The following is a 26,735-nucleotide window of genomic DNA, read 5'->3' as shown; positions in this document are numbered from 1 at the left end:
ATAGATGTGACTGTACTTGTGCGGCCTTGCCTTGCACCATGGCCGTACTCACTGCGCCAGTGACTTTACCTGGCGTGTCCTGCACCTTTTTCCTCGGTAAGTGACCCGCTATGAGTTCCGCCCTGTCCATCCGACAGCTGACCAAGACCTACGGCAATGGCTTTCAGGCCCTCAAAGGCATCGACCTCGATGTTGCCGAAGGCGACTTCTTCGCCTTGCTCGGCCCCAACGGCGCCGGCAAGTCCACCACCATCGGCATTCTCTCCACCCTGGTGAACAAGACCAGTGGCACGGTGAACGTGTTTGGCCACGACCTGGACCGCGAGCCCTCGGCGCTCAAGCGTTGCCTGGGCGTGGTGCCGCAAGAGTTCAACTTCAACCAGTTCGAAAAAACCTTCGACATCGTCGTGACCCAGGCCGGCTACTACGGCATCCCGCCCAAGCTGGCCAAGGAACGCGCCGAACAGTACCTGACCCAATTGGGCCTGTGGGACAAGCGTGATGTGCAGTCGCGTTCGCTGTCCGGCGGCATGAAGCGCCGCCTGATGATTGCCCGCGCGCTGATCCACGAGCCGCGCCTGCTGATCCTTGACGAGCCCACCGCGGGTGTGGACATCGAGTTGCGTCGCTCGATGTGGAGCTTCCTCACCGAGCTGAACCAGAAGGGCATCACCATCATCCTCACCACCCATTACCTGGAAGAGGCTGAGCAGCTGTGCCGTAACATCGGCATCATCGACCACGGCACCATCGTCGAGAACACCAGCATGCGCCAGTTGCTGGGCAAGCTGCATGTGGAAACCTTCGTGCTCGACCTCAAGCAGGACCTGGCCAGTGCACCTGTGCTGCAAGGCTACCCGAGCCGGCTGCTGACCCCGCATACCCTGGAGGTGCAGGTGGACAAGGACATCGGCATCACCGCGCTGTTCGGCCAGCTGGCGCTGCAGAACATCGAGGTGCAGAGCCTGCGCAACAAGACCAACCGACTTGAGGAGCTGTTCGTGTCCCTGGTGGAAAAAAACTTGTCGAAGGTGGCCGTATGAGTGTGGAACTGCGCACCAACTGGGTCGCCCTGAACACCATCGTCTACCGCGAGGTGCGGCGCTTCTTGCGCATTTGGCCGCAAACGTTGCTGCCACCAGCGATCACCATGGTGCTGTACTTCGTCATCTTCGGTAACCTGATCGGTCGGCAGATCGGCGATATGGGTGGTTTCACCTACATGCAGTACATCGTGCCGGGGCTGATCATGATGTCGGTGATCACCAACTCCTATGGCAACGTGGTGTCGAGCTTCTTCGGCAGCAAGTTCCAGCGCTCGATCGAAGAGCTGATGGTGTCGCCGGTGTCGCCGCACACCATCTTGGTCGGCTATGTACTGGGGGGCGTGCTGCGCGGTCTGGCGGTTGGGGTGATCGTGACCATTTTGTCGATGTTCTTCACCGACCTGCAGGTGCATCACCTGGGCGTGACCGTGATCGTGGTGCTGCTCACTGCCACCATCTTCTCGCTGCTGGGCTTCGTCAACGCGGTGTTCGCCCGTAATTTCGACGATATCTCGATCATCCCGACCTTCGTGCTGACGCCGCTGACCTACCTGGGCGGCGTGTTCTACTCGATCAACCTGCTGCCGCCGTTCTGGCAGACCGTGTCGTTGGCCAACCCGGTGCTGCACATGGTCAACTCATTCCGCTACGGCATCCTAGGGGTGTCGGATATCAGCATTGGCACGGCGATCACCTTCATGCTGGTGGCCACTGCGGTGCTCTACCTGCTGTGCGTGCGCCTGCTGGTCAGCGGTCGCGGCATGCGTGCATGACCCCTGCTGCGAACACCTGAGCTTGCGCCGGCGCCACTGCCGGCCAATCCACCAGCGCCAGTACAACAGGGTGGTGAAGTAGGCGACGATGCCCAGCACCACCCCGCACACCACCGAACCCAGCAGAAACGGTTGCCACACCGTGGCCAACTGGTCGGTGATCCACTCGAAGGTCAGCTCATCGGGCAAGCTGCGTGGCGGCACCTGCATCAGCCAGGCGCCTGTCATGTAGGTGACGAAGAACACAGGTGGCATGGTAAGTGGGTTGGTCAGCCACACCAGGCTGACGGCGATCGGCAGGTTGCCGCGCACCGGAATGGCCAGTGCGGCAGCCAGTAGCATCTGCGCGGGCATCGGGATCAGCGCGGCGAACAGGCCAACGCCCATGGCCCGTGCCACCGAATGGCGGTTCAGGTGCCAGAGGTTCGGGTCGTGCAGCAACTTGCCGAAAAAGCGTAAGGACTTGTGTTCCCGAATGCTGGTCGGGTCCGGCATGTAGCGTTTGAAAAGTCGGCGCGGCATGTAGGCTCCCGGAGCGTTGATCCGGGAAGTATGCCCTTAATCCTGCTCAGGCTCGTTTAGAGTTTGTGACAATTGTTGAGCAAGCGTTGCCGGCAAATGGGCTATGCCTCAGAAGGTAATTTGCCTTCTGGAGCTCTACCTCATGCGCACAGGGATGTTTGCGCTCGCGCTCGGGCTTTTGTGCCTGGGCTTTCTCCCCGCGTTGCCATCGGTCGGATGGCTGCTGGTGCTGGCCGGCTGCGCTGTCGTCAGCCTGTTTACCCGGGGTTGGCCGTTGGGCTGTTTTCTCCTGGGCTTCTGTTGGGCTTGCTGGTCTGCGCAGCAGGCGCTCGATGATCGCCTGGCTAGCGGTCTGGATGGCCGCACCCTGTGGCTGGAAGGGCGGGTGGTTGGTTTGCCGACCCGAACAGCACAAGGCGTGCGTTTCGAGTTGGAGGCGGCACGCTCGCGGCGGGCCGAACTGCCGCAGCGCCTGCAATTGAGCTGGTTCGAAGGGCCGACACTGAGGGCGGGCGAGCAGTGGCGGCTGGCCGTGACCTTGCAGCGTCCGGCTGGGCTGCTCAATCCGCATGGGCCGGACCGGGAGGCCTATTTGCTGGCGCGGCGAGTGGGCGCCACGGGCACGGTCAAGGCGGGGCAGCTGCTGGCTCCCGTGACCGGTGGCTGGCGCGATGCGCTGCGTCAGCGCTTGCTTGCGGTCGAGGCCAATGGTCGTGAGCAAGCGTTGGTGGCGTTGGTGCTGGGCGATGGAGCGGGCCTGGCCAGGGAGGACTGGCAGACATTGCAGGCCACCGGCACGGTGCACCTGTTGGTAATTTCTGGCCAGCATATCGGCCTGGTCGCCGGTTTGCTCTACGGCCTGGTTGCCGTGCTGGCGCGTTGGGGGCTGTGGCCGGCACGGCTGCCATGGCTACCCTGGGCCTGCGGTCTGGCCATGACCGCGGCGCTGGGCTACGGCTGGTTGGCCGGCGGCGGTGTGCCCGTGCAGCGCGCCTGCCTGATGCTGGCTGTGGTGTTGCTCTGGCGCCTGCGCTTTCGCCACCTTGGGGCTTTTTTACCCTTGTTGCTGGCGCTCGTTGCTGTGCTGCTGGTTGAGCCGCTGGCGGCGCTGCTTCCTGGGTTCTGGCTGTCGTTTGCTGCCGTGGCCACGCTCATCTATTGCTTCAGTGCTCGCTTGGGCGCTTGGCGGCCTTGGCAGGCTTGGACGCGTGCGCAATGGGTTATTGCCATCGGCTTGCTACCGGTACTGCTGGCTACAGGCTTGCCGGTAAGCCTGAGTGCACCGCTGGCCAACCTTGTGGCAGTGCCGTGGATCAGCCTGGCGGTTTTGCCGTTGGCGTTGCTGGGTACGTTGTTGCTGCCGCTGGGCGGAGTAGGGGAGGCGCTGTTGTGGCTGGCGGGCGGCTTGCTGGATTGGCTGTTCCGGCTGCTGGCACTGGTGGCGCAGCAGCGCCCGGCATGGGTGCCGCCGGCCTTGCCACTGTGGGCCTGGCTGTTGGTCTGTCTGGGTGCGTTGTTGGTTTTGCTACCCCGCGGTGTGCCGCTGCGCGCGTTGGGAGCGGTGATGCTGCTGGCGCTGTGGGTGCCCAGGGAGCCGGTGCCGCTCGGGCAAGTCGAGGTCTGGCAGCTGGACGTTGGCCAGGGGCTGGCGGTGCTGTTGCGTACCCAGCATCACAACCTGTTGTATGACGCCGGGCCGGCCAGGGGCGAAAGTGACCTGGGGGAGCGGGTGGTACTGCCGACTTTGCATAAGCTGGGGGTGGCCAGCCTAGACCTGATGGTGATCAGCCATGCGCATGCCGACCATGCGGGTGGGGCGGGGGCCATTCAGCGGGGTTTGCCGGTCAAGCGGGTTGTCGGTGGTGAAGCGCTGGAACACTTTGAGCTGCAGCCTTGTGTGAGTGGTGAACAGTGGGAATGGGACGGCGTGCGCTTTTCGCTGTGGCACTGGGCTGATGGGCAGAGCAGCAACGACCGCTCCTGCGTGCTGCTGGTCGAGGCCCAGGGCGAGCGATTGTTGTTGGCTGGTGATATGGAGGCTGGCGCCGAACGGGCCTGGCTGGCAGCCACTGAAGTGCCCGGAATCGACTGGCTGCAGGCTCCGCACCATGGCAGCCGCAGTTCGTCCACCGAGGCGTTCATCCGTGCTACCGCACCGCGTGGGGTTTTGGTTTCGCGTGGGCGCAACAACAGCTTCGGGCACCCGCATGCGCAGGTCGTGGAGCGGTATCGGCGGCACGGGGCGGTGATGCATGACACGGCGGTGGAGGGGGCGTTGCGGGTGGTGCTGGGGCGGCACGGGGAAGCGGAAGGTGTGCGGGTGCAGCGGCGATTCTGGCGTGAGGTCGCAATTCCCTGACCTCCGGCAGATGAGCCCCCAGCGGTCCTATGGTAGAGTGGCGGCCTTTTTCCGAAGGGGCGTTTACTGTGTGGGAATTGGTCAAGTCCGGTGGTTGGATGATGCTGCCGATCATTCTGAGTTCCATCGCTGCCATGGCTATCGTCGTCGAGCGCCTGTGGACCCTGCGCGCCAGCCGCGTCACCCCGCCGCACCTGCTGGGCCAGGTGTGGATGTGGATCAAGGACAAGCAACTGACCAGTGACAAGCTCAAAGCCTTGCGCGCCGATTCGCCACTGGGCGAAATCCTTGCTGCGGGCCTGGCCAACTCGCGCCATGGTCGTGAAATCATGAAAGAGTGCATCGAGGAAGCCGCTTCGCGTGTCATCCACGAACTGGAGCGCTACATCAGCACCCTCGGCACCATCGCTGCCATGGCTCCGTTGCTGGGCCTGCTGGGCACCGTACTGGGCATGATCGACATCTTCAGCGCCTTCATGGGCTCGCAGATGACCGCCAACGCCGCGGTGCTGGCCGGTGGTATCTCCAAGGCCCTGGTTACCACGGCGGCCGGCCTGATGGTCGGTATCCCGGCGGTATTCTTCCACCGTTTCCTGCTGCGCCGCATCGATGAGCTGGTGGTGGGCATGGAACAAGAAGCGATCAAGCTGGTGGAAGTGATCCAGGGCGACCGTGAAGTGGAAGTGGCCGGAGGCAAGGCGTGAAGTTCCGGCGCAATCGCCAGCGGGAAAACGTCGACATCAACCTGGCGTCGCTGATCGACGTGGTGTTCGTCCTGCTGCTGTTCTTCGTGGTAACCACCACCTTCACTCGCGAGACCCAGCTGCGCGTCGAGCTGCCTGAAGCTGCCAGTGCCGAGCAGGCGCCGGCCGATCAGGGCAAGCTGGTGGAAATCACCATCAGCGCCGAAGGCGTGTATTCGGTGAACAACCACCTGCTGCCCAAGAGCGACCTGGCCACCTTGAGCGAAGCCATCGAGCGTGAGTCGGGCGGCGACAACAAGCTGCCGCTGGCCATCAGCGCCGACGGCAAGACCCCGCATCAGGCTGTGGTCACCGCAATGGATGCCGCCGGCAAGCTCGGTTTCAGCCAGTTGCGCATGACCACCGTCGAGGCGGCCCAGGGCACGCCTTGATGGCTTTCGCCGACCGTTTGCTCGCCGCCTGGTACGCCGGGCACCCGGCTTTGGCGCTGCTGCGACCGCTGGAGGCTTTGTATCGCCGTGTGGTCACGCGCAAACGGGCACGTTTTCTCAGTGGCGAAAGCGCCAGCTATCGGGCGCCAGTGCCGGTGATCGTGGTGGGCAACATCACCGTGGGCGGCACCGGCAAGACGCCGATGATCCTCTGGCTGATCGAACACTGCCGCCAACAGGGGCTGAAGGTGGGCGTGGTCAGCCGTGGCTATGGGGCCAAGCCGCCGCAGTTACCTTGGCGCGTGCAGGCCAATCAGTGCGCCGACCAGGCGGGCGACGAGCCGCTGCTGATCGTGCAGCGCACCGGCGTGCCGCTGATGATCGACCCCGACCGTTCCCGCGCCGTGCAGACGTTGCTGGCCAGCGAACCGCTCGACCTGATCCTGTGCGACGACGGCATGCAGCATTACCGCCTGGCCCGTGACCTGGAACTGGTGCTGATCGATGCCGCCCGTGGCCTGGGCAATGGCCGCTGCCTGCCGGCCGGCCCTTTGCGCGAGCCCGCCGAACGCCTGCTGGATGCAGATGCCGTGCTGTTCAATGGTGCCAATGCTGACCGCGCCGATGGCTTTGGCTTTTGCCTGCAGCCGTCCGCGCTGGTTAACCTGCGCAGCGGCGAGCGCCGTGCGCTCGACCATTTCCCCGCAGGCCAGCGCCTGCATGCGGTGGCCGGTATCGGTAACCCGCAACGTTTCTTCAATACCCTGCTGGGGCTAAACTGGCAGCCGGTGCCGCACCCCTTCGCCGACCATGCGCAATTCAGCGCCCAGAGCCTGGCCTTCAGCCCGCAGTTACCGCTGGTGATGACCGAGAAGGACGCGGTGAAATGCCGGGCCTTTGCCGCTGACGACTGGTGGTACCTGGCCGTCGAGGCACAGCCCACGCCGGCTTTCAGCGCCTGGTTAGACAACCAGCTACAGCGTTTGCTGCGCAAGCCCTGAGCCCGTTTTCAATTTCCGGCCACCTGGCCTAAAGGAAGCTTTCAATGGACACCAAACTGCTCGATATCCTGGCCTGCCCGATCACCAAAGGCCCGCTCAAGCTCAGCGCCGACAAGACCGAGCTGATCAGCAAGGGCGCGGGCCTGGCCTACCCGATCCGCGACGGTATCCCGGTCATGCTCGAAAGCGAGGCGCGTACCCTGACCGACGACGAGCGTCTGGACAAATGAGCCTGAACTTCACCGTGGTGATCCCCGCCCGGCTGCGCTCCACGCGTTTGCCGGGCAAGCCGTTGTTGCCGATCGCCGGCAAGCCGATGGTGCAGCATGTGTGGGAGCAGGCACGCAGGAGCGGTGCCAGCCGCGTGGTCATCGCCACCGACGACGCCAGCATCCTCGAGGCCTGCCAGGCCTTTGGCGCCGAAGTGCTGATGACCCGTGCCGACCATGAATCCGGCACCGACCGCCTGGCTGAAGTGGTCGCGCACCTCGGCTTGCCGGCTGATGCCATCGTGGTCAACGTGCAGGGCGACGAGCCGCTGATCCCACCGGTGATCATCGATCAGGTGGCCGCCAACCTGGCAGCCCACCCGGAGGCTGGTATTGCCACCCTGGCAGAGCCCATCCATGAGCCGGAAGCCGTGTTCAATCCCAATGCGGTCAAGGTGGTGAGCGACAAGAACGGCCTGGCCCTGACTTTCAGTCGTGCGCCGCTGCCCTGGGCTCGCGATGCCTTTGCCAAGGACCGCAACGTGCTGCCGGAGGGCGTGCCGTATCGCCGTCACATCGGCATGTACGCCTACCGCGTCGGCTTCCTGCAGGACTTCGTCAGCTGGGGTCCGTGCTGGCTTGAGCAAACCGAAGCGCTGGAGCAACTGCGTGCGCTGTGGCACGGCGTGCGCATTCACGTCGAGGACGCTATCGAGGCGCCTGCTGTGGGTGTGGATACCCCCGAAGACCTGGAGCGCGTACGGCGCTTGCTGGAGGCCTGATGCGCGTTCTGTTCGTGTGCCTGGGCAACATCTGCCGCTCGCCCACTGCCGAAGGCGTGCTGCGCCATCAATTGCAGGTCGCCGGGCTGGCCGACAAGGTGCAGGTGGCGTCGGCCGGTACCGGCGACTGGCATGTCGGCAAGGCGCCAGACAGCCGTACCTGCAAGGCGGCGCTGGCGCGCGGTTACGACTTGTCGCAACAGCGCGCCCAGCAGGTCAGGGCTTCGCACTTTGCCGAATACGACCTGGTTCTGGCCATGGACGAGAGTAACCTGCGCGATTTGCGCGCCCTGCGCCCGTCCACTGCAGTGGGTGAGCTCGACTTGTTCCTGCGCCGCTACCAGGGGGCGCTGGATGAAGTGCCAGATCCTTACTACGGCGGCGCCGACGGGTTCGAGCAGGTGCTCGACCTGGTCGAAGCGGCTTGCCAGGCGCTGGTGCTGGAAATCAAGGGGCGGCTATGACAGTGCAGTGGCAGGAGCAGGTATCGCTCAAGCCTTACAACACCTTCGGTATCGACGTGAAGGCGCGCTATTTCAGCCAGGCGCAGGATGACCTGCAGGTACGCCAGGCGCTGAGCCAGGCGCAGCAGCAAGGCCTCCCGGTGTTGGTGATCGGTGGCGGCAGCAACCTGCTGCTGACCCGTGATATCGATGCGTTGGTGCTGCACATGGCCAGCCGTGGCCGGCGCGTGCTCAGTGACGATGGCGAGCGCGTCGTGGTCGAGGCCGAGGCCGGTGAGCCTTGGCATGCATTCGTACAATGGGCATTGACGCAGGGGTATTGCGGGCTGGAGAACCTCAGCCTCATCCCTGGCACCGTGGGCGCGGCACCCATGCAGAACGTGGGTGCTTATGGGGTAGAGATCAAGGACGTATTCGCCGGCCTGACAGCCCTGGACCGCGAGACCGGCGAGCTGCGTGACTTCGGTTTGGCGGAGTGTGCCTTTGGCTACCGCGACAGTCTTTTCAAGCGCAACCCCGGGCGCTGGTTGATCCTGCGTGTGCGCTTTGCCCTGACACGCACCCTGCAGGCCCATCTGGATTACGGCCCAGTGCGTCAGCGCCTGGCGGAACAGGGCGTAACCGAGCCGACTGCGCAGGCGATCAGTGATGCAATTTGCAGCATTCGCCGCGAGAAGCTGCCGGACCCGGCTGAACTTGGCAATGCTGGGAGCTTCTTCAAGAACCCGGTGGTGCCGGCTGGTCTGGTCGAGCATATTCGTGCGCAGTATCCGGCCGTTGTGGCGTATCCGCAGGCTGATGGCCGGGTGAAGTTGGCGGCGGGTTGGTTGATCGAACAGGCGGGCTGGAAAGGGCATCGCGATGGTGATGCGGGCGTGCATCGCCTGCAGTCGCTGGTGTTGGTCAACTATGGCCAGGCGAGCGGGGCGCAGATGCAGGCGCTGGCGCTGCGGATCCAGGCGGATATCCTGGAGCGTTTCGGGGTTGAGCTGGAAATGGAGCCTAACCTCTACTGATCGAAGGGGGCAGCGTAGCGGCCCCAACCCAGCGACCACGTTCACTTGGCCAAGAAAAAGCCCCGCCAGTTCGCACTGGCGGGGCTTTTTATTCAGCCTTGGCTATCAACCGTGATGAGGCTTGTGCTCATCGGCGGCTTCCAGGGCTGGCTCCTCGGTGGCGGCAGCTTCCTGTGCGGCTTTGGCGGCAGCCTCGGCTTCACGCTTGCGACGGCGCACTTCACGCGGGTCGTTCGGCGCGCGGCCGTTCGCCAGCATGACGGTGGCCGGCTCTACTGCGGCTGGGGCTTCGATCGCTGCAGGTTCGACGACCACGGGTGCAGGCTCGGCCACTGCTTCTGGCTGAGCTTCGATTACCGGTGCGGGTTGCTCGGCAACCGAAGCCGCTTCGACAACGGCCGGGGCCTGTTCGATTTCACCGGCTTCCACGGCTGGGGCTTCCACTGGCGCTTCAGCAGCCACGGTTTCGGCAACCACGGCCGGCTCGACAACAGGTGTCGCTTCGACGGCGGCCTGCGGAGCGATTTCGACCACAGGCTCGGCGGTTGCCTCGACCACGGCCACTGGCTCGCTGACCGGTTGCTCGACCGCAGGTGCTACGGCCACTTCCTCAGCCTTGGCGACAGCTTCGACCTGCTCTACCTTTTCAACCTGCTCGACGGGTTGGGCGGCTTCGCTGTTGTCAGTTTCTGCTGCGGTGGCGACTTCAGCGGTGGCGCGCTCGGCCTGCTGGTTGGCCTGGGCTTCGGCGTCGGTGCTGATGTTGCTGGTGGCAACAGCGGCAGTCACTGCCAGGCCGGCGGCCAGTTCGGCACCCAGCTCGGTGGCCTGGTGCTGTTGTGGTTGCTCTTCGCTGCCTTCTTCTTCGCCGTCGATCAGCTCGCCATTGGCGTTGCGCTGGCGCTCACGACGGTTGCTGCGACGGCGCTGACCACGCGAGCGGCGGCGCGGGCGCTCGCCATCGGTGGCTTCCTGCTCGTCCTGCAGCAGCTCATCGTTTGGCAGTTGCTCTTCGGCCAGCTCGGCAGCCTGTTCGGCCGCTTCTTCTGCGGCACGTGGCTGACGCTCTTCGCGTGGTGGGCGCGGGGCACGTTCTTCACGTGGAGCACGTTCTTCGCGAGGGGCGCGCTCTTCGCGTGGAGCACGTTCTTCACGAGGGGCACGCTCTTCGCGAGGTGCGCGCTCTTCACGTGGAGCACGCTCTTCACGCGGTGCACGCTCTTCGCGTGGAGCACGTTCTTCGCGGGTTACACGTTCTTCGCGCGGCTGGCGCTCTTCGCGTTCGGCTGGCGGGGTAGCATCCAGCGGCTCACGCAGCTCGCGTACGCGCTCTTCGCCACGGTTGCTGCGGCGGTCTTCGCGTGGCTGACGTGGTGCACGCTCTTCGCGCGGCGCACGTTCTTCGCGTGGGGCGCGCTCTTCACGTGGTGCACGCTCTTCGCGCGGTGCGCGTTCCTCGCGTGGCTGGCGCTCTTCGCGCGGTGCGCGCTCGGCACGTTCTTCACGCGGCTTGCGCTCTTCGTCGCGGCGGCCGTTGCGGTTGCGGCTTTGCTGGCGGCCGTTGCGGCGTTCTTCGTTGCGTGGGCTGCGCTCAGCGGCCGGTTTTTCGGCGGCAACCACCGGTGCGGCGGCAGGCTCGTCCTTGCCGGCGAACAGGCTGACCAGCGACTTCACCAGGCCCTTGAACAGGCTTGGCTCCGGAGCGCTCGGGGCAGGGGCGACCGGTGCGGCAGCCTGCGGCTCTTCAGCGGCGGCCGGTACCGGCGCATTGGCGCGTGCCGGGGCCGTTTTCACAGCAGCTTCCTGACGTACCAGGGTGCGGGTGGCGGTCGGCTGCGGCGCTTCTTCGGTTTCGGCGGCGGCGATCTCGTAGCTGGACTGGTTGTTCAGCACTTCCGGGTTGTCGTCGCGCAGGCGCTGGACTTCGAAGTGCGGGGTTTCCAGGTGGTCGTTTGGCAAGATGATGATGCGCGCACGGGTGCGCAGTTCGATCTTGGTGATCGAGTTGCGCTTCTCGTTGAGCAGGAACGCGGCCACCGGGATCGGCACCTGGGCACGCACTTCGGCGGTGCGGTCCTTCAGGGCTTCTTCTTCGATCAGGCGCAGGATGGCCAGCGACAGCGACTCGACATCGCGGATGATGCCGGTGCCGGAGCAGCGTGGGCAGACGATGCCGCTGCTTTCGCCCAGCGACGGGCGCAGGCGCTGACGGGACATTTCCAGCAGGCCGAAGCGGGAGATGCGGCCAACCTGCACGCGGGCGCGGTCGGCTTCCAGGCATTCGCGGACGCGTTCTTCCACGGCGCGTTGGTTTTTCGCCGGGGTCATGTCGATGAAGTCGATGACGATCAGGCCACCAATGTCACGCAGGCGTAGCTGGCGGGCGATTTCCTCGGCCGCTTCCAGGTTGGTCTGCAAGGCGGTTTCTTCGATGTCGCTGCCTTTGGTGGCGCGCGCCGAGTTGATGTCGATGGACACCAGGGCTTCGGTCGGGTCGATCACGATCGAGCCGCCGGAAGGCAGGTCGACCACGCGCTGGAAGGCGGTCTCGATCTGGCTTTCGATCTGGAAACGGTTGAACAGCGGCACGCTGTCTTCGTACAGCTTGACCTTGCTGGCGTACTGCGGCATCACCTGGCGGATGAAGGTGAGGGCTTCTTCCTGGGCGTCGATGCTGTCGATCAGCACTTCGCCGATGTCCTGGCGCAGGTAGTCGCGGATGGCGCGGATGATGACGTTGCTTTCCTGGTAGATCAGGAATGGCGCGGCGCGGTCCAGGGACGCTTCCTTGATGGCGGTCCACAGCTGCAGCAGGTAGTCGAGGTCCCACTGCATTTCTTCGCTGCTGCGGCCCAGGCCTGCAGTGCGCACGATCAGGCCCATGTCGCCCGGCACGGTCAGGCCGTTCAGGGCTTCACGCAGTTCGTTGCGCTCTTCGCCTTCGATGCGGCGGGAGATGCCGCCGGCACGCGGGTTGTTGGGCATCAGAACCAGGTAGCGGCCAGCCAGGCTGATGAAGGTGGTGAGGGCGGCGCCTTTGTTGCCGCGCTCTTCCTTCTCGACCTGGACGATGACTTCCTGGCCTTCGCTGAGTACTTCCTTGATGTTGACCCGGCCTTCAGGGGCCTTCTTGAAGTATTCGCGGGAGATTTCTTTCAGCGGCAGGAAGCCGTGACGTTCGGAGCCGAAGTCGACGAAGGCGGCTTCGAGGCTGGGTTCGATGCGGGTGATCTTGCCTTTATAGATGTTGGCCTTTTTCTGCTCGCGCGCACCGGACTCGATGTCCAGGTCGTAGAGACGTTGGCCGTCCACCAGGGCTACACGCAACTCTTCGGGTTGAGTCGCGTTAATCAGCATTCTTTTCATGTTGTACCGTCGGTTTCCGGGCTGCCGGAAACGGCGTTCGGCACACACGACGTCTCATGGTCGGTGCCAAGGTGCGCAAAGGGTGGCCGGGCCACCCCCGTGTCGAGCGACGTTCGGCACCAGCCGGTTGCCCAGCCTGCCGTTGTCGCGACGACGCGTCCTGTTTGCTGCGGTGCCAACAAGGCCCCGGTGGCTTCGAATAGGTATCCGAATCAACCAAGCGGGCCTTGTGCACTCAGTCAGGAGGAGGAATCAACCGTCAGCCGTGGACGCCCGGAGGCATCTGTTCAGGACCTTATCCGCTCGCCAGCCGTGAGTGGGCTGGTGGCCGGACGCGGTGCTACACGGTCCGAGGGCTGTGCATCTCCACCCTGCACGTATCCCTGATAATTCGGGTGCTGCCGCGCGCTGAATCCGCAACGGGTTGCATTTTTCGCCAGCGCTGGTTCTGCGCTGGCGCCATTCATGTCCAAGGCAGGTATTTCCGAAGCATTCGCCGGGCGTTGCGTGGAAGCGACTCGCGGGCAGAGGTGCAGCGAAAAGAATCGGGTAAGCAGGTGAAACACCGCACTTGTCGTTTTTTTTCGGTCTTCTCTACACAGCGCTGGTGGCGATTCCAGGCAATTCGGTAAACTGGCGAAAACCCCGTAGGACGGCCTCGCGTCCTGGAGAATTGCGAAGGTCAGGGACCGGCGAAGAGCCTGGTGCCGCTGGCCTGCCGCTTTTGGCGGCGTTCGCGACTATAGCAGCAATGATTAAGTGCTTCAATTCCATAAAAAATTGTTATGATCCCGCCATGACGACCAATACCCCTCCGACTTCCGGCGTTCAGCTGATCGAAGTCGCGCCGGAGCTTGCCGGCCAACGCATCGACAATTTCCTCATCACGGCCCTCAAGGGCGTGCCCAAGACGCTGGTCTACCGCATCCTGCGCAAGGGTGAGGTGAGGGTCAACAAGGGCCGCGTCAAGCCGGAGTACAAAATCCAGGCCGGCGACATCGTGCGGGTGCCGCCCGTCCGCCTGCCGGAACGTGACGAACCGGCACCGGTGGCCCAGGGCCTGTTGCAGCGCCTGGAGGCCGCGATTGTCTACGAAGACAAGGCGCTGATCGTGATGAACAAGCCCGCCGGCATTGCCGTGCACGGCGGCAGCGGCCTGAGCTTTGGGGTGATCGAGGCGCTGCGCCAACTGCGCCCGGATGCCAAGGAGCTGGAACTGGTGCACCGCCTGGATCGCGACACCTCCGGCCTGCTGATGATCGCCAAGAAGCGCAGCATGCTGCGCCACCTGCATGCCGCCCTGCGCGGCGATGGTGTCGACAAGCGCTACATGGCGCTGGTGCGTGGCCATTGGCCGACCTCGAAAAAACAGGTCAATGCGCCATTGCTCAAGAGCAACCTGCGTTCCGGTGAGCGCATGGTCGAGGTGAACGACGAGGGCAAGGAGGCGCTGACCCTGTTCCGCGTGCTGCGCCGTTTTGGCGAATTCGCCACCATTGTCGAGGCGCGCCCGATCACCGGTCGTACCCATCAGATCCGTGTGCACACCCTGCACGCCGGGCACATGATTGCCGGCGACAGCAAATACGGTGACGAAGACTTCAGTCGCGAGATTCGCGAGCTGGGCGGCAAGCGCCTGTTCCTGCATGCCTATGCGCTGACCGTGCCGCTGCCGGACGGAGGCGAGCTTAAACTCGAGGCGCCGGTGGATGAGGTGTGGGCGAAAACCATTGAGCGTTTGAGTGCATCCTGATCTATGAAAAAGGGCTATGAGCTACTGATTTTCGACTGGGACGGCACGCTGGCTGATTCCATCGGGCGTATCGTTGAGGCGATGAACGCCGCCGCCGAGCGTGCTGGCGAGGCGCCCAGTGGCGACGATGCAGTCAAGGGCATCATCGGCCTGGCCCTGGGCGAGGCCATTCATACGCTGTACCCGCACCTGGCGCCTGCGCAGGTGGAGCGCTTTCGTCAGCACTATGCCGATATCTACATGGCGCTGGATCAGCAGCCCTCGCCGTTGTTCGAGGGCGTGGTCGAGTCGCTGGATGCCTTCCGCGCCGAGGGTTACCGCCTGGCGGTGGCCACCGGCAAAGCTCGTCGCGGGTTGGATCGGGTGCTCAAGGCCAATGGTTGGGAGCAGTTCTTCGACATCACCCGCGCTGCCGACGAAACCCGTGGTAAACCGCACCCGCTGATGCTTGAGGAGATCCTCGCGCATTGCGGCGTCGAACCGGGGCGTGCGCTGATGGTCGGAGATTCTGCATTCGATCTGCAGATGGCCAGCAATGCCGGCATGCATTCGGTGGCGGTGGGCTATGGTGCCATGTCGCTACAGGCGCTGGCCGAGTTTGGGCCGCAGGTTTGCATCGATCACTTTTCCCAGCTGCGCGAGTGGCTGGGTGGTACTGCAATTCCACTTCCAAGGTAGGTAAGCATGGCAGACGAATGGAAGGCCCCCGAGGCCGAGCCCGAGGAGCGCGAAGAGCGCAAAAGCTGGAAGCTGCTGGAAAAGACCTTGCTGGCCAGCGTGCAGGAGCAGCGCCGCTCGCGGCGCTGGGGGATCTTCTTCAAGCTGCTGACCTTCGTCTATCTGTTCGGCATCCTGGTGTTGTTCACCCCGCTGATGGACATGGACAAGGCCGCCTCGCGCAGCGCCAGCCATACCGCGCTGGTCGAGGTGCGTGGGGTGATTGCCGATCAGGAGGCTGCCAGCGCCGACAACATCGTCAAGAGCCTGCGCGATGCGTTCAAGGACAGCAAGACCAAGGCTGTGGTGATGCGTATCAATAGCCCGGGTGGCAGCCCGGTGCAGGCAGGCTACGTGTATGACGAAATCCGTCGTCTGCGTGCCGAATACCCGGCCATCAAGTTGTATGCGGTGATCTCGGACCTTGGTGCTTCCGGGGCTTACTACATTGCCAGTGCGGCGGACGAGATCTACGCCGACAAGGCCAGCCTGGTGGGCTCGATCGGTGTGACGGCGGCCGGTTATGGGTTTGTCGGCACCATGGAGAAGCTGGGGGTGGAGCGGCGCGCCTACACGTCAGGCGAGCACAAGGCCTTCCTTGATCCGTTCTCGCCGGAAAAGCCCGAAGAGACCCGATTCTGGCAGGGCGTGCTGGACACCACGCACAACCAGTTCATTGCCATGGTCAAGCAGGGGCGCGGCGAGCGGCTGAAGGACAAGGAGCACCCGGAGCTGTTCAGTGGTCTGGTGTGGTCGGGTGAGCAGGCCAAGGCGCTAGGGCTGGTGGATGGGCTGGGCAGTGCCAGCTATGTAGCGCGCGAGATCGTTGGTGAGAAGGAGTTGGTCGACTTCACCGTGCAGGAATCGCCGTTCGATCGCTTCTCCAAGCGCGTGGGGGCCAGCGTGGCTGAGCACCTGGCGATGTGGATGGGCTTTCAAGGGCCGCAGTTGCGCTGATTCGCGCTGAGGTCGCTGGGGGCGCAAGCGCCCCCAAGTCTCAAGGGATGACAACGCCTTCCTTGGTCAGCATATCCACCAATCGAATCAATGGTAGGCCGATCAAGCTGGTCGCATCGCACCCGTGCGTGCTCTGGAACAAGCTTACCCCTAAACCCTCCGCCTTGAAGCTCCCGGCGCAATCCAGCGGCTGTTCCGCCGTCACATAGCGCTCCACCCGTTCTCTGCTCAATTCGCGCAGCGTCACCGTAAATGGCACGCAGTCCACCTGGCAGTGCCCGGTCGCGCTGTTGAGCAATGCCAGTCCGGTCAGAAAGCTCACCTGCTGCCCGCTGCACTCCAGCAGCTGCTCGCAAGCCCGCTCGAAGGTGTGGGGTTTGCCCAGCACCTGCTCGCCCAACACGGCCACCTGGTCCGAACCGATGATCAAATGCCCTGGGTTGCTGTCTGCCAGGGCTTCGGCCTTTTGTCTGGCAAGCCGGCGTACTAGCTCTACGGCAGGCTCGTCGGCCAGGCGCTGCTCGTCTATGTCGGGGCTTGCCCAGGTGAAGGGCAGGCGCAGGCGTGCAAGCAGTTCGCGGCGATAGGCAGAGCTGGAAGCCAGTAACAAAGGAAGCATGGTAGACTCCGGGTTCGGTTGAACCAATTCTATCACGCACGATGCCGCCTAATTTCCTTTGACAGGGGCGGGGGGCATCCCTAGAATGCTGCGCCTATGTTGAATGACCCGATTCCACCTCACGTTGACCCGCGCAAATTAGCCGATCGTGGCGTAACCCTTAACGGTTCGCTGCAACTCGCTGATTTGGAAAGACTCTGCGACCCGCTTTCCGACAATGTCGGTACGGTGCAGGCGAAGTTCGATTTTGAACGAGATGAACAGCACGTGGTGGTTATCCACAGCGAGCTGGACGTCGAGGTCAAGATGGTTTGCCAGCGTTGTCTTGAGCTGGTCACCCTACCGATCCACAGCGAATGTACTTACGCCGTGGTGAAGGAGGGTGCGAATACCCAGTCGTTGCCGAAAGGCTATGACGTGCTGGAACTGGGCGAAGATCCTTTGGATCTGCAGGCGCTGGTCGAGGAGGAGCTTCTGCTCGCCTTGCCAATCGTGCCTGCTCATCATCCGGAAGAATGCCAGCAGCCGGCGGGCGCAGACGAGCCCGATTCGAGCAAGGACGAGGTATCGCGGTCCAACCCGTTCAGTGTTTTGGCGCAGTTAAAGCGTGACCCAAACGTTTAGGAGTTAATCAATTATGGCTGTTCAGCAGAACAAAAAATCCCGCTCTGCCCGTGACATGCGCCGTTCGCACGACGCCCTGTCGGAAAACGCGCTGTCGGTAGAGAAAACCACCGGTGAAGTTCACCTGCGCCACCACGTTTCGCCAGAAGGCGTATACCGTGGTCGCAAAGTGGTCGATAAGGGCGCTGACGAGTAATCCTTGTCCGCTCAGATCATCGCGATCGACGCAATGGGCGGGGACTTCGGTCCCCGCAGCATTGTCCAGGCTAGCATTGCCTGCCTTTCGGCTACCCCCTCGCTGCACCTGACCCTCGTCGGTCAACCCTCCCTCCTAGAAGATCTTGTCAGCGGCCTTGCGGCTGCGGATCGCGCGCGCCTGCAGATTGTCGCCGCCAGTGAGGTGATCGGCATGGACGAGCGGCCATCTCAGGCGTTGCGCGGCAAGCCGGACTCGTCGATGCGCATCGCCCTTGAGCTGGTTCGCGACGGCAAGGCCCAGGCCTGCGTCAGTGCTGGCAATACCGGTGCGCTGATGGCGCTATCACGCTTCGTGCTCAAGACCTTGCCGGGTATCGATCGGCCAGCCATGGTGGCGGCGATTCCGACCCAGGCGGGTTACTGCCAATTGCTCGACCTGGGGGCCAACGTCGATTGCAGCGCCGAGAACCTCTACCAGTTCGCTGTGATGGGCTCGGTGGCCGCCCAGGCGCTGGGCGTGCATCGGCCGCGTGTGGCGCTGCTGAATATCGGCACCGAGGACATCAAGGGCAACCAGCAGGTCAAGCTGGCGGCCAGCCTGTTGCAGAACGCCCGTGGGCTCAACTACGTAGGCTTTGTCGAGGGTGACGGGCTGTACCGTGGCGAGGCTGATGTAGTGGTGTGCGACGGGTTTGTCGGCAATATCCTGCTCAAGTCCAGCGAGGGGCTGGCAACCATGATCGGCGCGCGCATCGAGCAGTTGTTCAAGGGTGGCGTGTTGTCGCGGGCCGCCGGGGCGGTAGCGATGCCGCTGCTCAAACGCCTGCAGGCTGACCTGGCGCCGGCGCGGCACAATGGTGCGAGCTTCCTGGGGTTGCAGGGCATTGTCATCAAGAGCCATGGCTCGGCGGGCGTGCAGGGCTTTCAGAGTGCCATTCAGCGGGCGTTGATCGAGATTCAGGAAAACCTGCCGCAGCGCTTGCATGGGCGCCTCGAAGACCTGTTGCTTTAGGCGTTTTGCCCATGAAGTGCTTAAATGTGACCGCTTGGTCTGTGCATCCATCCAAGTTTTCAGATTCCGCGCCTGGCCCAGGGCCTGGCGCACCCTATCCGACGACAAGATCATAAGGGCTTGTTCTATGTCTGCATCTCTCGCATTCGTCTTTCCCGGTCAAGGTTCCCAGTCGCTGGGCATGCTCGCCGAACTCGGCGCCGAGAAGCCAGTGATCGTCGAAACCTTCAAGGAGGCCTCCAAGGCACTCGGTTACGACCTGTGGAAGCTGGTCCAGGAAGGCCCGGAGGAGCAACTCAACCAGACCGACAAGACCCAGCCGGCCATCCTCACCGCGTCCATCGCGTTGTGGCGCCTGTGGCTGGAAGAGGGCGGCGCACAGCCAGCCTTCGTTTCTGGTCATAGCCTGGGCGAATACAGCGCCCTCGTAGCTGCTGGCAGCATCACCCTGGCAGACGCCGTTCGCCTGGTCGAGCGCCGTGGCCAGCTGATGCAGGAAGCCGTGCCGGCCGGCCATGGTGCCATGGCCGCCATCCTCGGCCTGGACGATGCTGTGGTCGTTGAGCTGTGCGCCGAAGCGGCTGAAGACCAAGTGGTCAGCGCCGTGAACTTCAACTCGCCAGGCCAGGTGGTCATCGCCGGCAACAAGGCTGCGGTAGACCGCGCCATGGAGCTGTGCAAGGCCAAGGGTGCCAAGCGCGCCCTGCCGCTGGCGGTCAGCGTACCGTCGCACTGTGCCCTGATGAAGCCGGCTGCCGAGCGCTTTGCCGAATCGGTCAACGCCATCGAATGGAAGGCCCCGCAGATCCCGGTCGTGCAGAACGTCACCGCCGCAGTCGCCGCCGACCTCGATGCCCTCAAGCACGACCTGCTGGCACAGCTGTATCAGCCGGTACGCTGGGTCGAGTGCGTACAGGCCTTGGCCGCCAATGGTGCGGTCAACCTGGTCGAGTGTGGCCCGGGCAAGGTTCTGGCTGGCCTGAACAAGCGTTGCGCCGACGGCGTGATCACCTACAACCTCAATACCCCTGACGCCGTCGCCGCCACCCGTGCGGCGCTGGCCTGATTTGGAGAAGCTTGCATGAGCCTGCAAGGTAAAGTTGCACTGGTCACCGGCGCCAGCCGTGGCATTGGCCAGGCCATCGCCCTCGAGCTGGGCCGCCAGGGCGCGACCGTGATCGGCACCGCCACTTCGGCGTCCGGCGCCGAGCGCATCGCTGCCACCCTGAAAGAGCACGGTATCGCCGGTACCGGCATGGAACTGAACGTGACCAGCGCCGAGTCCGTCGAAGCTGTGCTGGGCGCCATCGCCGAGCAGTTCGGCGCACCGGCAATCCTGGTCAACAACGCCGGCATCACTCGCGACAACCTCATGCTGCGCATGAAGGACGACGAGTGGTTCGACGTGATCGACACCAACCTGAACAGCCTCTACCGTCTGTCCAAGGGCGTGCTGCGCGGCATGACCAAGGCACGCTGGGGCCGTATCATCAGCATCGGCTCGGTCGTCGGTGCCATGGGCAACGCTGGCCAGGCCAACTACGCGGCCGCCAAGGCTGGCCTGGAAGGCTTCAGCCGTGCCCTGGCGCGTGAAGTCGGTTCGCGCGGCATCACCGTCAATTCGGTGACCCCGGGCTTCATCGACACCGACATGACCCGCGAACTGCCAGAAGCGCAGCGCGAAGCCCTGCAGACCCAGATTCCGCTGGGCCGCCTGGGCCAGGCCGACGAAATCGCCAAGGTGGTTTCGTTCCTGGCGTCCGACGGTGCAGCCTACGTGACTGGCGCTACCGTGCCGGTCAACGGCGGGATGTACATGTAACACTGCAACTCAATGTGACGGATTTCGTAAAAAAAGAGTCATACTGCGAGCCTAAAATCCGTTATAAAGCTGCAACCAGATTCCAGGCAGCGGGTGCGGTGACTAGCCTGAAGGTGCGTTTCGCTTGAAAAGCGAACGTCTTTCTATAAAATTAGCCACCGGCCAGCTGCCTGACATATGTCCATTAGGAGTGAAAACTAGGTATGAGCACCATCGAAGAACGCGTCAAGAAAATCGTCGCCGAGCAACTGGGCGTGAAGGAAGATGAAGTGACCAACGAGAAGTCCTTCGTCGATGACCTGGGTGCCGATTCGCTTGACACCGTTGAGCTGGTGATGGCTCTGGAAGAGGAATTCGAGACCGAAATCCCTGACGAAGAAGCCGAGAAAATCACTACCGTTCAAGCCGCTATCGACTACGTCAACAGCCACAAGGCCTAAGACGCTGTAGTCGTCGCTTCTTGACGAGAAAAACCGCACTGCCTTTGCCGGCGTGCGGTTTTTTCTTTGCGAACGCGCTGCATCTTGGCGAGCCGGCTTCGCTCACCGCGCACCAAGAGCCTGTTGCCATTCCATTCCAGCGCTTGAATGTAATCGCAAGAGACTCTGTTATTAGAAAAGGAGAGTACTGTGTCGCGTAGACGCGTCGTGGTCACCGGTATGGGTATGCTGTCGCCACTGGGTACCGATGTACCGAGCACCTGGCAGGGCATTCTGGCTGGCCGCAGTGGCATCGGTCCGATCGAACACACGGACCTGTCTGCCTACTCCACCCGTTTTGGCGGCTCGGTGAAAGGCTTCGAGGTTGAGCAGTACCTGTCGGCCAAAGAGGCCCGCAAGCTTGACCTGTTCATCCAGTACGGCCTGGCGGCCGGTTTCCAGGCGGTGCGTAATGCTGGCCTGGAGGTCACCGACGCCAACCGCGAGCGTATTGGCGTGGCCATGGGCTCGGGTATCGGTGGTCTGACCAACATCGAAGAAACCAGCCGCACCCTGCACGATTCGGGGCCGCGCCGCATTTCGCCGTTTTTTGTGCCAGGTTCGATCATCAACATGATCTCCGGGTTCCTGTCGATCCACCTGGGTCTGCAAGGGCCGAATTACGCCATCGCCACCGCTTGCACTACCGGCACCCATTGCATCGGCATGGCCGCGCGCAATATCGCCTACGGTGAAGCTGACGTGATGATCGCCGGTGGTGCCGAAATGGCAGCCTGCGGCCTGGGCATGGGCGGTTTCGGTGCTTCGCGTGCACTGTCCACCCGCAACGACGAGCCAAGCCGTGCCAGCCGCCCGTGGGACAAGGGCCGTGACGGCTTTGTGCTGTCCGACGGTGCCGGTGCCCTGGTACTCGAAGAGCTGGAGCATGCCAAGGCCCGTGGTGCGACCATCTACGCCGAGCTGGTTGGCTTTGGCATGAGCGGCGACGCCTACCACATGACTTCGCCACCCGACACCGGTGAAGGCGCTGCCCGCTGCATGGCCAACGCGCTGCGCGATGCTGGCATCCAGCCGGAAGAAGTCAGCTACATCAACGCCCACGGCACCTCGACCCCAGCGGGCGATGTGGCCGAAGTGGCTGCGATCAAGCGCGTATTCGGCGAGCATGCCTACAAGCTGGCGGTCAGCTCGACCAAGTCGATGACCGGCCACTTGCTGGGTGCCGCGGGTGCGGTGGAAGCGATCTTCAGCGTGCTGGCCATCAACAGCCAGATGGCCCCGCCCACCATCAACCTGGACGAGCCGGACGAAGGTTGCGACCTCGACTTCGTGCCACACCAGGCGCGCAGCATGCCGATCGACGTGGTGTTGTCCAACTCGTTCGGCTTTGGCGGCACCAACGGCTCGCTGGTGTTCCGCCGGTTCGCCGGTTGATGCACAGCTGGATCGATGGCCAGCCGGCGACTGCAGTCAACCTGCAGAATCGCGGCCTGGCCTACGGCGATGGGTTGTTCGAAACCATCGCCGTGCGTGGCGGTCGGCCCAGCTTGCTGGACGGTCATCTCGCACGCCTGGCGCTGGGGTGTCAGCGCCTGGCGATCGGCGCCGACCTGGCGCTGGTGCGCGACGAACTGCTGCGTTACGCCAGCCAGCTCGGTGAAGGCGTCGCCAAACTCATTCTTACGCGTGGCGACAGCCAGCGTGGCTATGCGCCGGTTGCGGGTGCCGCGCCGCGGCGCATCCTGCAAGGCAGCCCATTACCCAGCTATCCTGTCGAGCATGCCGAACACGGCGTGCGTTTGTTCCCTTGCCAGACACGCCTTGGGGAACAACCCTTGCTGGCCGGCCTCAAACACCTCAATCGCCTTGAGCAGGTACTGGCCCGTGCCGAGTGGCAGGACAGTGAACATGCCGAAGGGTTGATGCGTGACGGGCAGGGCAGGGTGATCGAAGGGGTGTACAGCAATCTGTTCCTTGTACGTGATGGCGTGCTGCTCACCGCCGACCTTGGCCGTTGTGGTGTGGCTGGGGTGATGCGTGGCGCGTTGCTGGAGCAGGCCCAACTGCTGGGTATTGTGGTGCAGGTCTGCGACCTGCCCTACGATGCGCTGGAGCAGGCTGATGAAGTATTTGTTTGCAACAGCGTCTACGGTGTCTGGCCCGTACGTGGCGTAGCCGCGCTAAACTGGTCGCCGGGCCCGCTCACCCGAACACTGCAGGCCGTTGCCCGTACGTTACTGGAAACCTGAATTCGTGAGACGTAAATTCCTGCTGTTGCTGGAAATGGGTCTGATCCTCGCCGGCCTGGCGCTAGGCTGGTCGGCCTGGAAGGTCAACTCGGTCCTGGAGCAGCCCTTGCACGTGACGCAGGAGCGCCTGCTCGACGTGCCCAATGGTACTACCCCCAACCGCATGTTCTATCGCATGCAAACGGAAGGGTTGCTCGACGACGCCGTCTGGTTGCGCTTGTACTGGCGCTTCAACATGGCGGGTACCCCGCTGCATACCGGAGAGTATCGCCTTACCCCCGGCATGACCGTCGAGCAGCTGTTCGATGCCTGGCGCCGGGGCGACGTGGTGCAGTACAACCTGACCTTGGTCGAAGGCTGGACCTTCCGCCAGGTGCGCTCGGCCGTGGCCAAGCATGAAAAGATCAAACATACCCTGGAGGGCTTGTCGGACGCCGAGGTCATGGACAAGCTCGGCCATACCGGTGTGTTCCCCGAAGGCCGCTTCTTCCCGGACACCTACCGCTTCGTACGGGGCATGAGTGACGTCGAGTTGCTGCAGCAGGCCTACATGCGCCTGGATGAAGTGTTGGCCAAGGAGTGGGCCGAACGTACGACCGACCTGCCGTATCGCGACCCGTACCAGGCGTTGATCATGGCCTCCCTTGTGGAAAAGGAAACCGGAATTCCGCAGGAGCGCGGGCAGATTGCCGGCGTGTTCGTGAGGCGCATGCGCCTGGGCATGATGCTGCAGACCGACCCGACAGTGATCTACGGCATGGGTGAACGCTACAACGGCAAGATCACCCGCGCCGACCTGCGCGAGCCTACGCCCTACAACACCTACACCATGACAGGCCTGCCGCCGACCCCGATCGCCATGGTTGGCCGCGAGGCTATTCACGCGGCACTGAACCCGTCCGATGGCACCAGCCTGTACTTCGTCGCTCGTGGCGATGGCAGCCATGTGTTCTCCGATGACCTCGATGATCATAACTCGGCGGTGCGCGAGTTCCAGCTCAAGCGCCGGGCGGACTACCGTTCCAGCCCCGCGCCGCAGCAAGACACCAAGCCAGGCGTGGATGACGCCGACGACGCGCAGCAGCCTGAGCCGCCAGCGGCGGACGAGCCGGCCGCGCAGCCAGCGCCCGATGAACCGCCCGTGCAGGATGCCCCTGCCGGCGGTGCGCAAGCGGCCGAACGGCCAACGCCTGACGAACAACATTGAGGACTGCCTGTGAGCGGCTTGTTTATTACTTTGGAAGGCCCCGAAGGCGCGGGCAAGAGCACCAATCGCGACTACCTGGCCGCGCGCCTGCGCGAGCACGGCCTGGACGTGGTGCTTACCCGTGAGCCTGGTGGTACACCGTTGGCGGAAAGGGTGCGCGAACTGCTGCTGGCGCCCAGTGATGAAAGCATGGCGGCCGACACTGAACTGCTGCTGGTGTTCGCCGCGCGCGCCCAGCACCTGGCGCAGGTGATCCGTCCGGCATTGGCCCGTGGGGCCGTGGTGCTGTGTGATCGTTTCACCGATGCCACCTATGCCTATCAGGGCGGTGGCCGTGGTTTGTCGGTCGAGCGTATCGCAACCCTGGAGCAGTTCGTCCAGGGCGGCCTGCGCCCGGACCTGACCTTGGTCTTCGACCTGCCGGTGGAAGTGGGCCTGGCCCGCGCCGCCGCCCGTGGCCGCCTGGACCGTTTCGAGCAGGAGGGCCAGGCCTTCTTCGAAGCCGTGCGCCAGGCGTACCTGCAGCGCGCCCAGCGTGCGCCGCAGCGCTACAGCTTGCTTGATGCCGCACAATCCCTGGAGGCCGTGCAGCGTGACATCGACGCTCTGCTGCCAGGCATTGTGGAGCGTTGCCGTGGCTGAGGCCTACCCTTGGCAGGAAGCGCTGTGGCAGCAACTGGCTGGGCGCAGCCAGCACGCCCATGCGTACTTGCTGCACGGGCCCCAAGGCATCGGCAAGCGAGCGTTGGCCGAGCGCCTGATGGCCCGCCTCATGTGCCAGCGACCGCTGGGCTTGGAGGCCTGTGGCGAGTGCAAGTCGTGCCTGTTGCTCAAGGCTGGCAGCCACCCGGACAACTTTGTCCTCGAACCCGAGGAAGCCGACAAACCGATCAAGGTCGACCAGGTCCGTGAGCTGGTGGCCTTCGTGGTGCAGACGGCGCAACTGGGTGGGCGCAAGGTGGTGTTGATCGAGCCGGTGGAAGCGATGAACGTCAATGCCTCCAACGCGCTGCTGAAAAGCCTTGAAGAGCCTTCCGGCGATACCGTGCTGCTGTTGGTCACGCATCAGCCAAGTCGCCTGTTGCCAACGATCAAGAGTCGTTGCCAGCAGGTTGCCTGCCCGCAGCCCAGCCTGGCCCAGAGCCAGGCTTGGCTGGCTGGCGCGTTGCCCGACAGTGATGAGGCTGAGCGCGATGAGCTGCTGACCCTGGCCGCCGGTTCGCCATTGATGGCGGTTAGCCTGCAGGCTCAGGGTGTGCGCGAGCAACGCGCGCTGGTTACCGACGGGGTGAAGAAGCTGCTCAAGCAGCAGCAATCGCCCAGCCAGTTGGCCGACGCCTGGAACGCTGTACCGTTGTTGCGGCTGTTCGACTGGTTCTGCGATTGGGCGCACCTGATCCTGCGCTACCAGTTGACCCAGGACGAGGAGGGGTTAGGCTTGGCGGATATGCGCAAGGTGGTGCAATACCTTGCGCAGAAGAGCCGTCAGGCCAAGGTGCTGGAGGTGCAGGCGTGGATCCTTGAGCAGCGCCAGAAGGTGCTGGGCAAGGCCAACCTCAACCGTGCCCTGCTGCTTGAATCGCTGCTGGCCCACTGGCTGCAACTGCCCGGCGCCCGCTGATATCCCATTTTTCATGTGTGCTGTTATCCCATGCTTGTAGATTCCCATTGCCACCTCGACCGTCTTGACCTCAGCGCCCACCAGGGCTCGCTCGATGCTGCCCTGCAGGCGGCGCGTGAGCGCGGGGTCGGGCATTTCCTGTGCATTGGCGTGAGTGCCGAGAATGCTGGCGCGGTGAAGGCGCTTAGCGAGCAGTACGCTGACGTCGACTGCTCGGTGGGTGTGCACCCGCTGGACTTGGCTCCAGGCGAAACCCCGGCGCTGGAATGGCTGTTGCGCGAACTGGCCCACCCGCATGCAGTGGCGATTGGCGAAACCGGGCTGGATTACCACTACGAGCCGGAGGCTGCCGAGCTGCAGCAGGCCTCGTTCCGCTTGCACCTGGAGGCCTCGCGGCAGACCGGCAAACCGGTGATCGTGCATACGCGGGCGGCCCGTGCCGATACCTTGGCGCTGTTGCGCGAGGCCAGCTTGCCGCAGGCTGGCGTGCTGCACTGCTTTACCGAGGACTGGGACATGGCCAAGGCCGCACTGGACCTGGGGTATTACATTTCGCTGTCTGGCATTGTGACCTTCCGCAATGCTGATGCCCTGCGTGAGGTGGCGCGGCAGGTGCCGGTTGATCGGTTGCTGGTGGAGACCGATTCGCCTTATCTGGCTCCGATTCCGTATCGCGGTAAGCCGAACTTGCCGCAGTATGTGCGGGAAGTGGCGGAGTATGTGGCTTCGTTGCGCGGGGCCAGTTATGAGCAACTGGCCGAGCAGACCACCGCCAACTTCAAGCGGTTGTTCCCGTTGGCGCGGGTGGCCTGATAGAGCACGAGCCTGATTGCTCTTGCTCTT

Annotated in this window: 28 protein-coding genes; 25 read left to right on the top strand and 3 right to left on the bottom strand. The window is 63.6% G+C overall.

Going from position 1 to position 26,735, the window contains the following annotated elements; all coding sequences use genetic code 11:
• Positions 1-110: 110 nt before the first annotated feature.
• Together APH42_RS14470 and APH42_RS14465 are read left to right on the top strand one after the other, a co-directional pair.
• Complete coding sequence (locus tag APH42_RS14470) at positions 111-1,043, top strand: ABC transporter ATP-binding protein (RefSeq protein WP_012271144.1); 933 nt, start codon at positions 111-113, stop codon at positions 1,041-1,043.
• Entirely contained in the window at positions 1,040-1,819 is a 780-nt protein-coding gene (locus APH42_RS14465; protein ID WP_012271145.1) for an ABC transporter permease, read from the top strand. Before APH42_RS14470 ends, APH42_RS14465 begins: the two co-directional genes overlap by 4 nt.
• On the opposite strand, the gene APH42_RS29235 is transcribed toward APH42_RS14465, so the two are convergent.
• On the bottom strand, positions 1,703-2,341 hold the full coding sequence (locus APH42_RS29235; protein WP_012271146.1) for a DUF2062 domain-containing protein: 639 nt from the start codon (positions 2,339-2,341) through the stop codon (positions 1,703-1,705). The genes APH42_RS14465 and APH42_RS29235 overlap by 117 nt on opposite strands.
• Positions 2,342-2,483: 142 nt before the next feature.
• On the opposite strand from APH42_RS29235, the gene APH42_RS14460 reads away from it, so the two are divergent.
• The 8 genes from APH42_RS14460 (at position 2,484) to murB (ending at position 9,307) form a co-directional block, all read left to right on the top strand.
• Positions 2,484-4,700 (top strand): DNA internalization-related competence protein ComEC/Rec2, encoded by a 2,217-nt coding sequence (locus tag APH42_RS14460; RefSeq protein ID WP_060493587.1) that lies wholly within the window; start codon positions 2,484-2,486, stop codon positions 4,698-4,700.
• A 68-nt stretch (positions 4,701-4,768) separates the two neighbouring features.
• Entirely contained in the window at positions 4,769-5,404 is a 636-nt protein-coding gene (locus APH42_RS14455) for a MotA/TolQ/ExbB proton channel family protein (RefSeq protein ID WP_016391244.1), read from the top strand.
• On the top strand, positions 5,401-5,835 hold the full coding sequence (locus APH42_RS14450; protein WP_012271149.1) for a biopolymer transporter ExbD: 435 nt from the start codon (positions 5,401-5,403) through the stop codon (positions 5,833-5,835). The genes APH42_RS14455 and APH42_RS14450 overlap by 4 nt, the downstream gene beginning before the upstream one ends.
• Positions 5,835-6,836 carry a tetraacyldisaccharide 4'-kinase gene (gene lpxK / locus APH42_RS14445; protein ID WP_060493586.1) on the top strand — a complete coding sequence of 334 codons (1,002 nt, stop codon included), beginning with the start codon at positions 5,835-5,837 and terminating at the stop codon, positions 6,834-6,836. Before APH42_RS14450 ends, lpxK begins: the two co-directional genes overlap by 1 nt.
• Before the next feature lie 44 nt (positions 6,837-6,880).
• Entirely contained in the window at positions 6,881-7,066 is a 186-nt protein-coding gene (locus APH42_RS14440; RefSeq protein ID WP_003247142.1) for a Trm112 family protein, read from the top strand.
• Positions 7,063-7,827, top strand: coding sequence for a 3-deoxy-manno-octulosonate cytidylyltransferase (gene kdsB / locus APH42_RS14435; protein WP_060493585.1), 765 nt, complete (start codon positions 7,063-7,065; stop codon positions 7,825-7,827). Before APH42_RS14440 ends, kdsB begins: the two co-directional genes overlap by 4 nt.
• The gene (locus tag APH42_RS14430) at positions 7,827-8,291 is read left to right on the top strand and encodes a low molecular weight protein-tyrosine-phosphatase (protein ID WP_060493584.1); all 465 of its coding nucleotides are present in this window, start codon (positions 7,827-7,829) and stop codon (positions 8,289-8,291) included. Before kdsB ends, APH42_RS14430 begins: the two co-directional genes overlap by 1 nt.
• On the top strand, positions 8,288-9,307 hold the full coding sequence (gene murB, locus APH42_RS14425) for a UDP-N-acetylmuramate dehydrogenase (RefSeq protein ID WP_012271153.1): 1,020 nt from the start codon (positions 8,288-8,290) through the stop codon (positions 9,305-9,307). The genes APH42_RS14430 and murB overlap by 4 nt, the downstream gene beginning before the upstream one ends.
• A gap of 105 nt (positions 9,308-9,412) precedes the next feature.
• Here murB and rne read toward each other — a convergent pair whose 3' ends face one another.
• Complete coding sequence (gene rne / locus APH42_RS14420) at positions 9,413-12,673, bottom strand: ribonuclease E (RefSeq protein WP_060493583.1); 3,261 nt, start codon at positions 12,671-12,673, stop codon at positions 9,413-9,415.
• A gap of 796 nt (positions 12,674-13,469) precedes the next feature.
• Between rne and rluC the strand changes: the two genes are divergently transcribed.
• The 3 genes from rluC to APH42_RS14405 are packed head-to-tail and all read left to right on the top strand — an operon-like array spanning position 13,470 to position 16,100.
• Entirely contained in the window at positions 13,470-14,426 is a 957-nt protein-coding gene (gene rluC / locus APH42_RS14415; protein ID WP_060493582.1) for a 23S rRNA pseudouridine(955/2504/2580) synthase RluC, read from the top strand.
• A gap of 3 nt (positions 14,427-14,429) precedes the next feature.
• Positions 14,430-15,104 (top strand): HAD family hydrolase, encoded by a 675-nt coding sequence (locus APH42_RS14410; RefSeq protein WP_012271156.1) that lies wholly within the window; start codon positions 14,430-14,432, stop codon positions 15,102-15,104.
• A 6-nt stretch (positions 15,105-15,110) separates the two neighbouring features.
• Positions 15,111-16,100, top strand: a complete 990-nt coding sequence (locus APH42_RS14405; protein ID WP_012271157.1) for a S49 family peptidase — start codon at positions 15,111-15,113, stop codon at positions 16,098-16,100.
• 40 nt (positions 16,101-16,140) lie between these two features.
• Here APH42_RS14405 and APH42_RS14400 read toward each other — a convergent pair whose 3' ends face one another.
• On the bottom strand, positions 16,141-16,719 hold the full coding sequence (locus APH42_RS14400) for a nucleoside triphosphate pyrophosphatase (protein WP_060493581.1): 579 nt from the start codon (positions 16,717-16,719) through the stop codon (positions 16,141-16,143).
• Positions 16,720-16,815: 96 nt separating this feature from the next.
• Between APH42_RS14400 and APH42_RS14395 the strand changes: the two genes are divergently transcribed.
• The 12 genes from APH42_RS14395 (at position 16,816) to APH42_RS14340 (ending at position 26,705) form a co-directional block, all read left to right on the top strand.
• Entirely contained in the window at positions 16,816-17,343 is a 528-nt protein-coding gene (locus APH42_RS14395) for a YceD family protein (protein ID WP_012271159.1), read from the top strand.
• A 13-nt stretch (positions 17,344-17,356) separates the two neighbouring features.
• The gene (gene rpmF, locus APH42_RS14390; protein WP_003247154.1) at positions 17,357-17,539 is read left to right on the top strand and encodes a 50S ribosomal protein L32; all 183 of its coding nucleotides are present in this window, start codon (positions 17,357-17,359) and stop codon (positions 17,537-17,539) included.
• 3 nt (positions 17,540-17,542) lie between these two features.
• A complete protein-coding gene (plsX, locus tag APH42_RS14385) occupies positions 17,543-18,553 on the top strand; it encodes a phosphate acyltransferase PlsX (protein ID WP_012271160.1) in 1,011 nt (336 codons plus the stop codon).
• Between the two features lie 127 nt (positions 18,554-18,680).
• The gene (gene fabD, locus APH42_RS14380; protein ID WP_082421399.1) at positions 18,681-19,619 is read left to right on the top strand and encodes an ACP S-malonyltransferase; all 939 of its coding nucleotides are present in this window, start codon (positions 18,681-18,683) and stop codon (positions 19,617-19,619) included.
• A gap of 15 nt (positions 19,620-19,634) precedes the next feature.
• Entirely contained in the window at positions 19,635-20,375 is a 741-nt protein-coding gene (gene fabG / locus APH42_RS14375; RefSeq protein ID WP_012271162.1) for a 3-oxoacyl-ACP reductase FabG, read from the top strand.
• 203 nt (positions 20,376-20,578) lie between these two features.
• On the top strand, positions 20,579-20,815 hold the full coding sequence (gene acpP, locus APH42_RS14370) for an acyl carrier protein (protein ID WP_012271163.1): 237 nt from the start codon (positions 20,579-20,581) through the stop codon (positions 20,813-20,815).
• 189 nt (positions 20,816-21,004) lie between these two features.
• Positions 21,005-22,249, top strand: a complete 1,245-nt coding sequence (gene fabF / locus APH42_RS14365; protein WP_012271164.1) for a beta-ketoacyl-ACP synthase II — start codon at positions 21,005-21,007, stop codon at positions 22,247-22,249.
• Entirely contained in the window at positions 22,249-23,064 is an 816-nt protein-coding gene (gene pabC, locus APH42_RS14360) for an aminodeoxychorismate lyase (protein ID WP_012271165.1), read from the top strand. Before fabF ends, pabC begins: the two co-directional genes overlap by 1 nt.
• Positions 23,065-23,068: 4 nt before the next feature.
• Entirely contained in the window at positions 23,069-24,271 is a 1,203-nt protein-coding gene (gene mltG / locus APH42_RS14355; protein ID WP_012271166.1) for an endolytic transglycosylase MltG, read from the top strand.
• Between the two features lie 9 nt (positions 24,272-24,280).
• Entirely contained in the window at positions 24,281-24,913 is a 633-nt protein-coding gene (tmk, locus tag APH42_RS14350) for a dTMP kinase (RefSeq protein ID WP_012271167.1), read from the top strand.
• A complete protein-coding gene (locus APH42_RS14345) occupies positions 24,906-25,892 on the top strand; it encodes a DNA polymerase III subunit delta' (RefSeq protein ID WP_012271168.1) in 987 nt (328 codons plus the stop codon). The genes tmk and APH42_RS14345 overlap by 8 nt, the downstream gene beginning before the upstream one ends.
• 30 nt (positions 25,893-25,922) lie before the next feature.
• Positions 25,923-26,705 carry a TatD family hydrolase gene (locus tag APH42_RS14340; protein ID WP_012271169.1) on the top strand — a complete coding sequence of 261 codons (783 nt, stop codon included), beginning with the start codon at positions 25,923-25,925 and terminating at the stop codon, positions 26,703-26,705.
• The last annotated feature ends 30 nt before the right edge of the window (positions 26,706-26,735 follow it).

It is taken from the genome of Pseudomonas sp. NBRC 111140 (genome assembly GCF_001320885.1).
GTDB classification, from domain to species: domain Bacteria; phylum Pseudomonadota; class Gammaproteobacteria; order Pseudomonadales; family Pseudomonadaceae; genus Aquipseudomonas; species Aquipseudomonas putida_P.
Note: the sequence above shows the minus strand (reverse complement) of the source record. Positions and strands in the feature narration are given on the sequence as shown.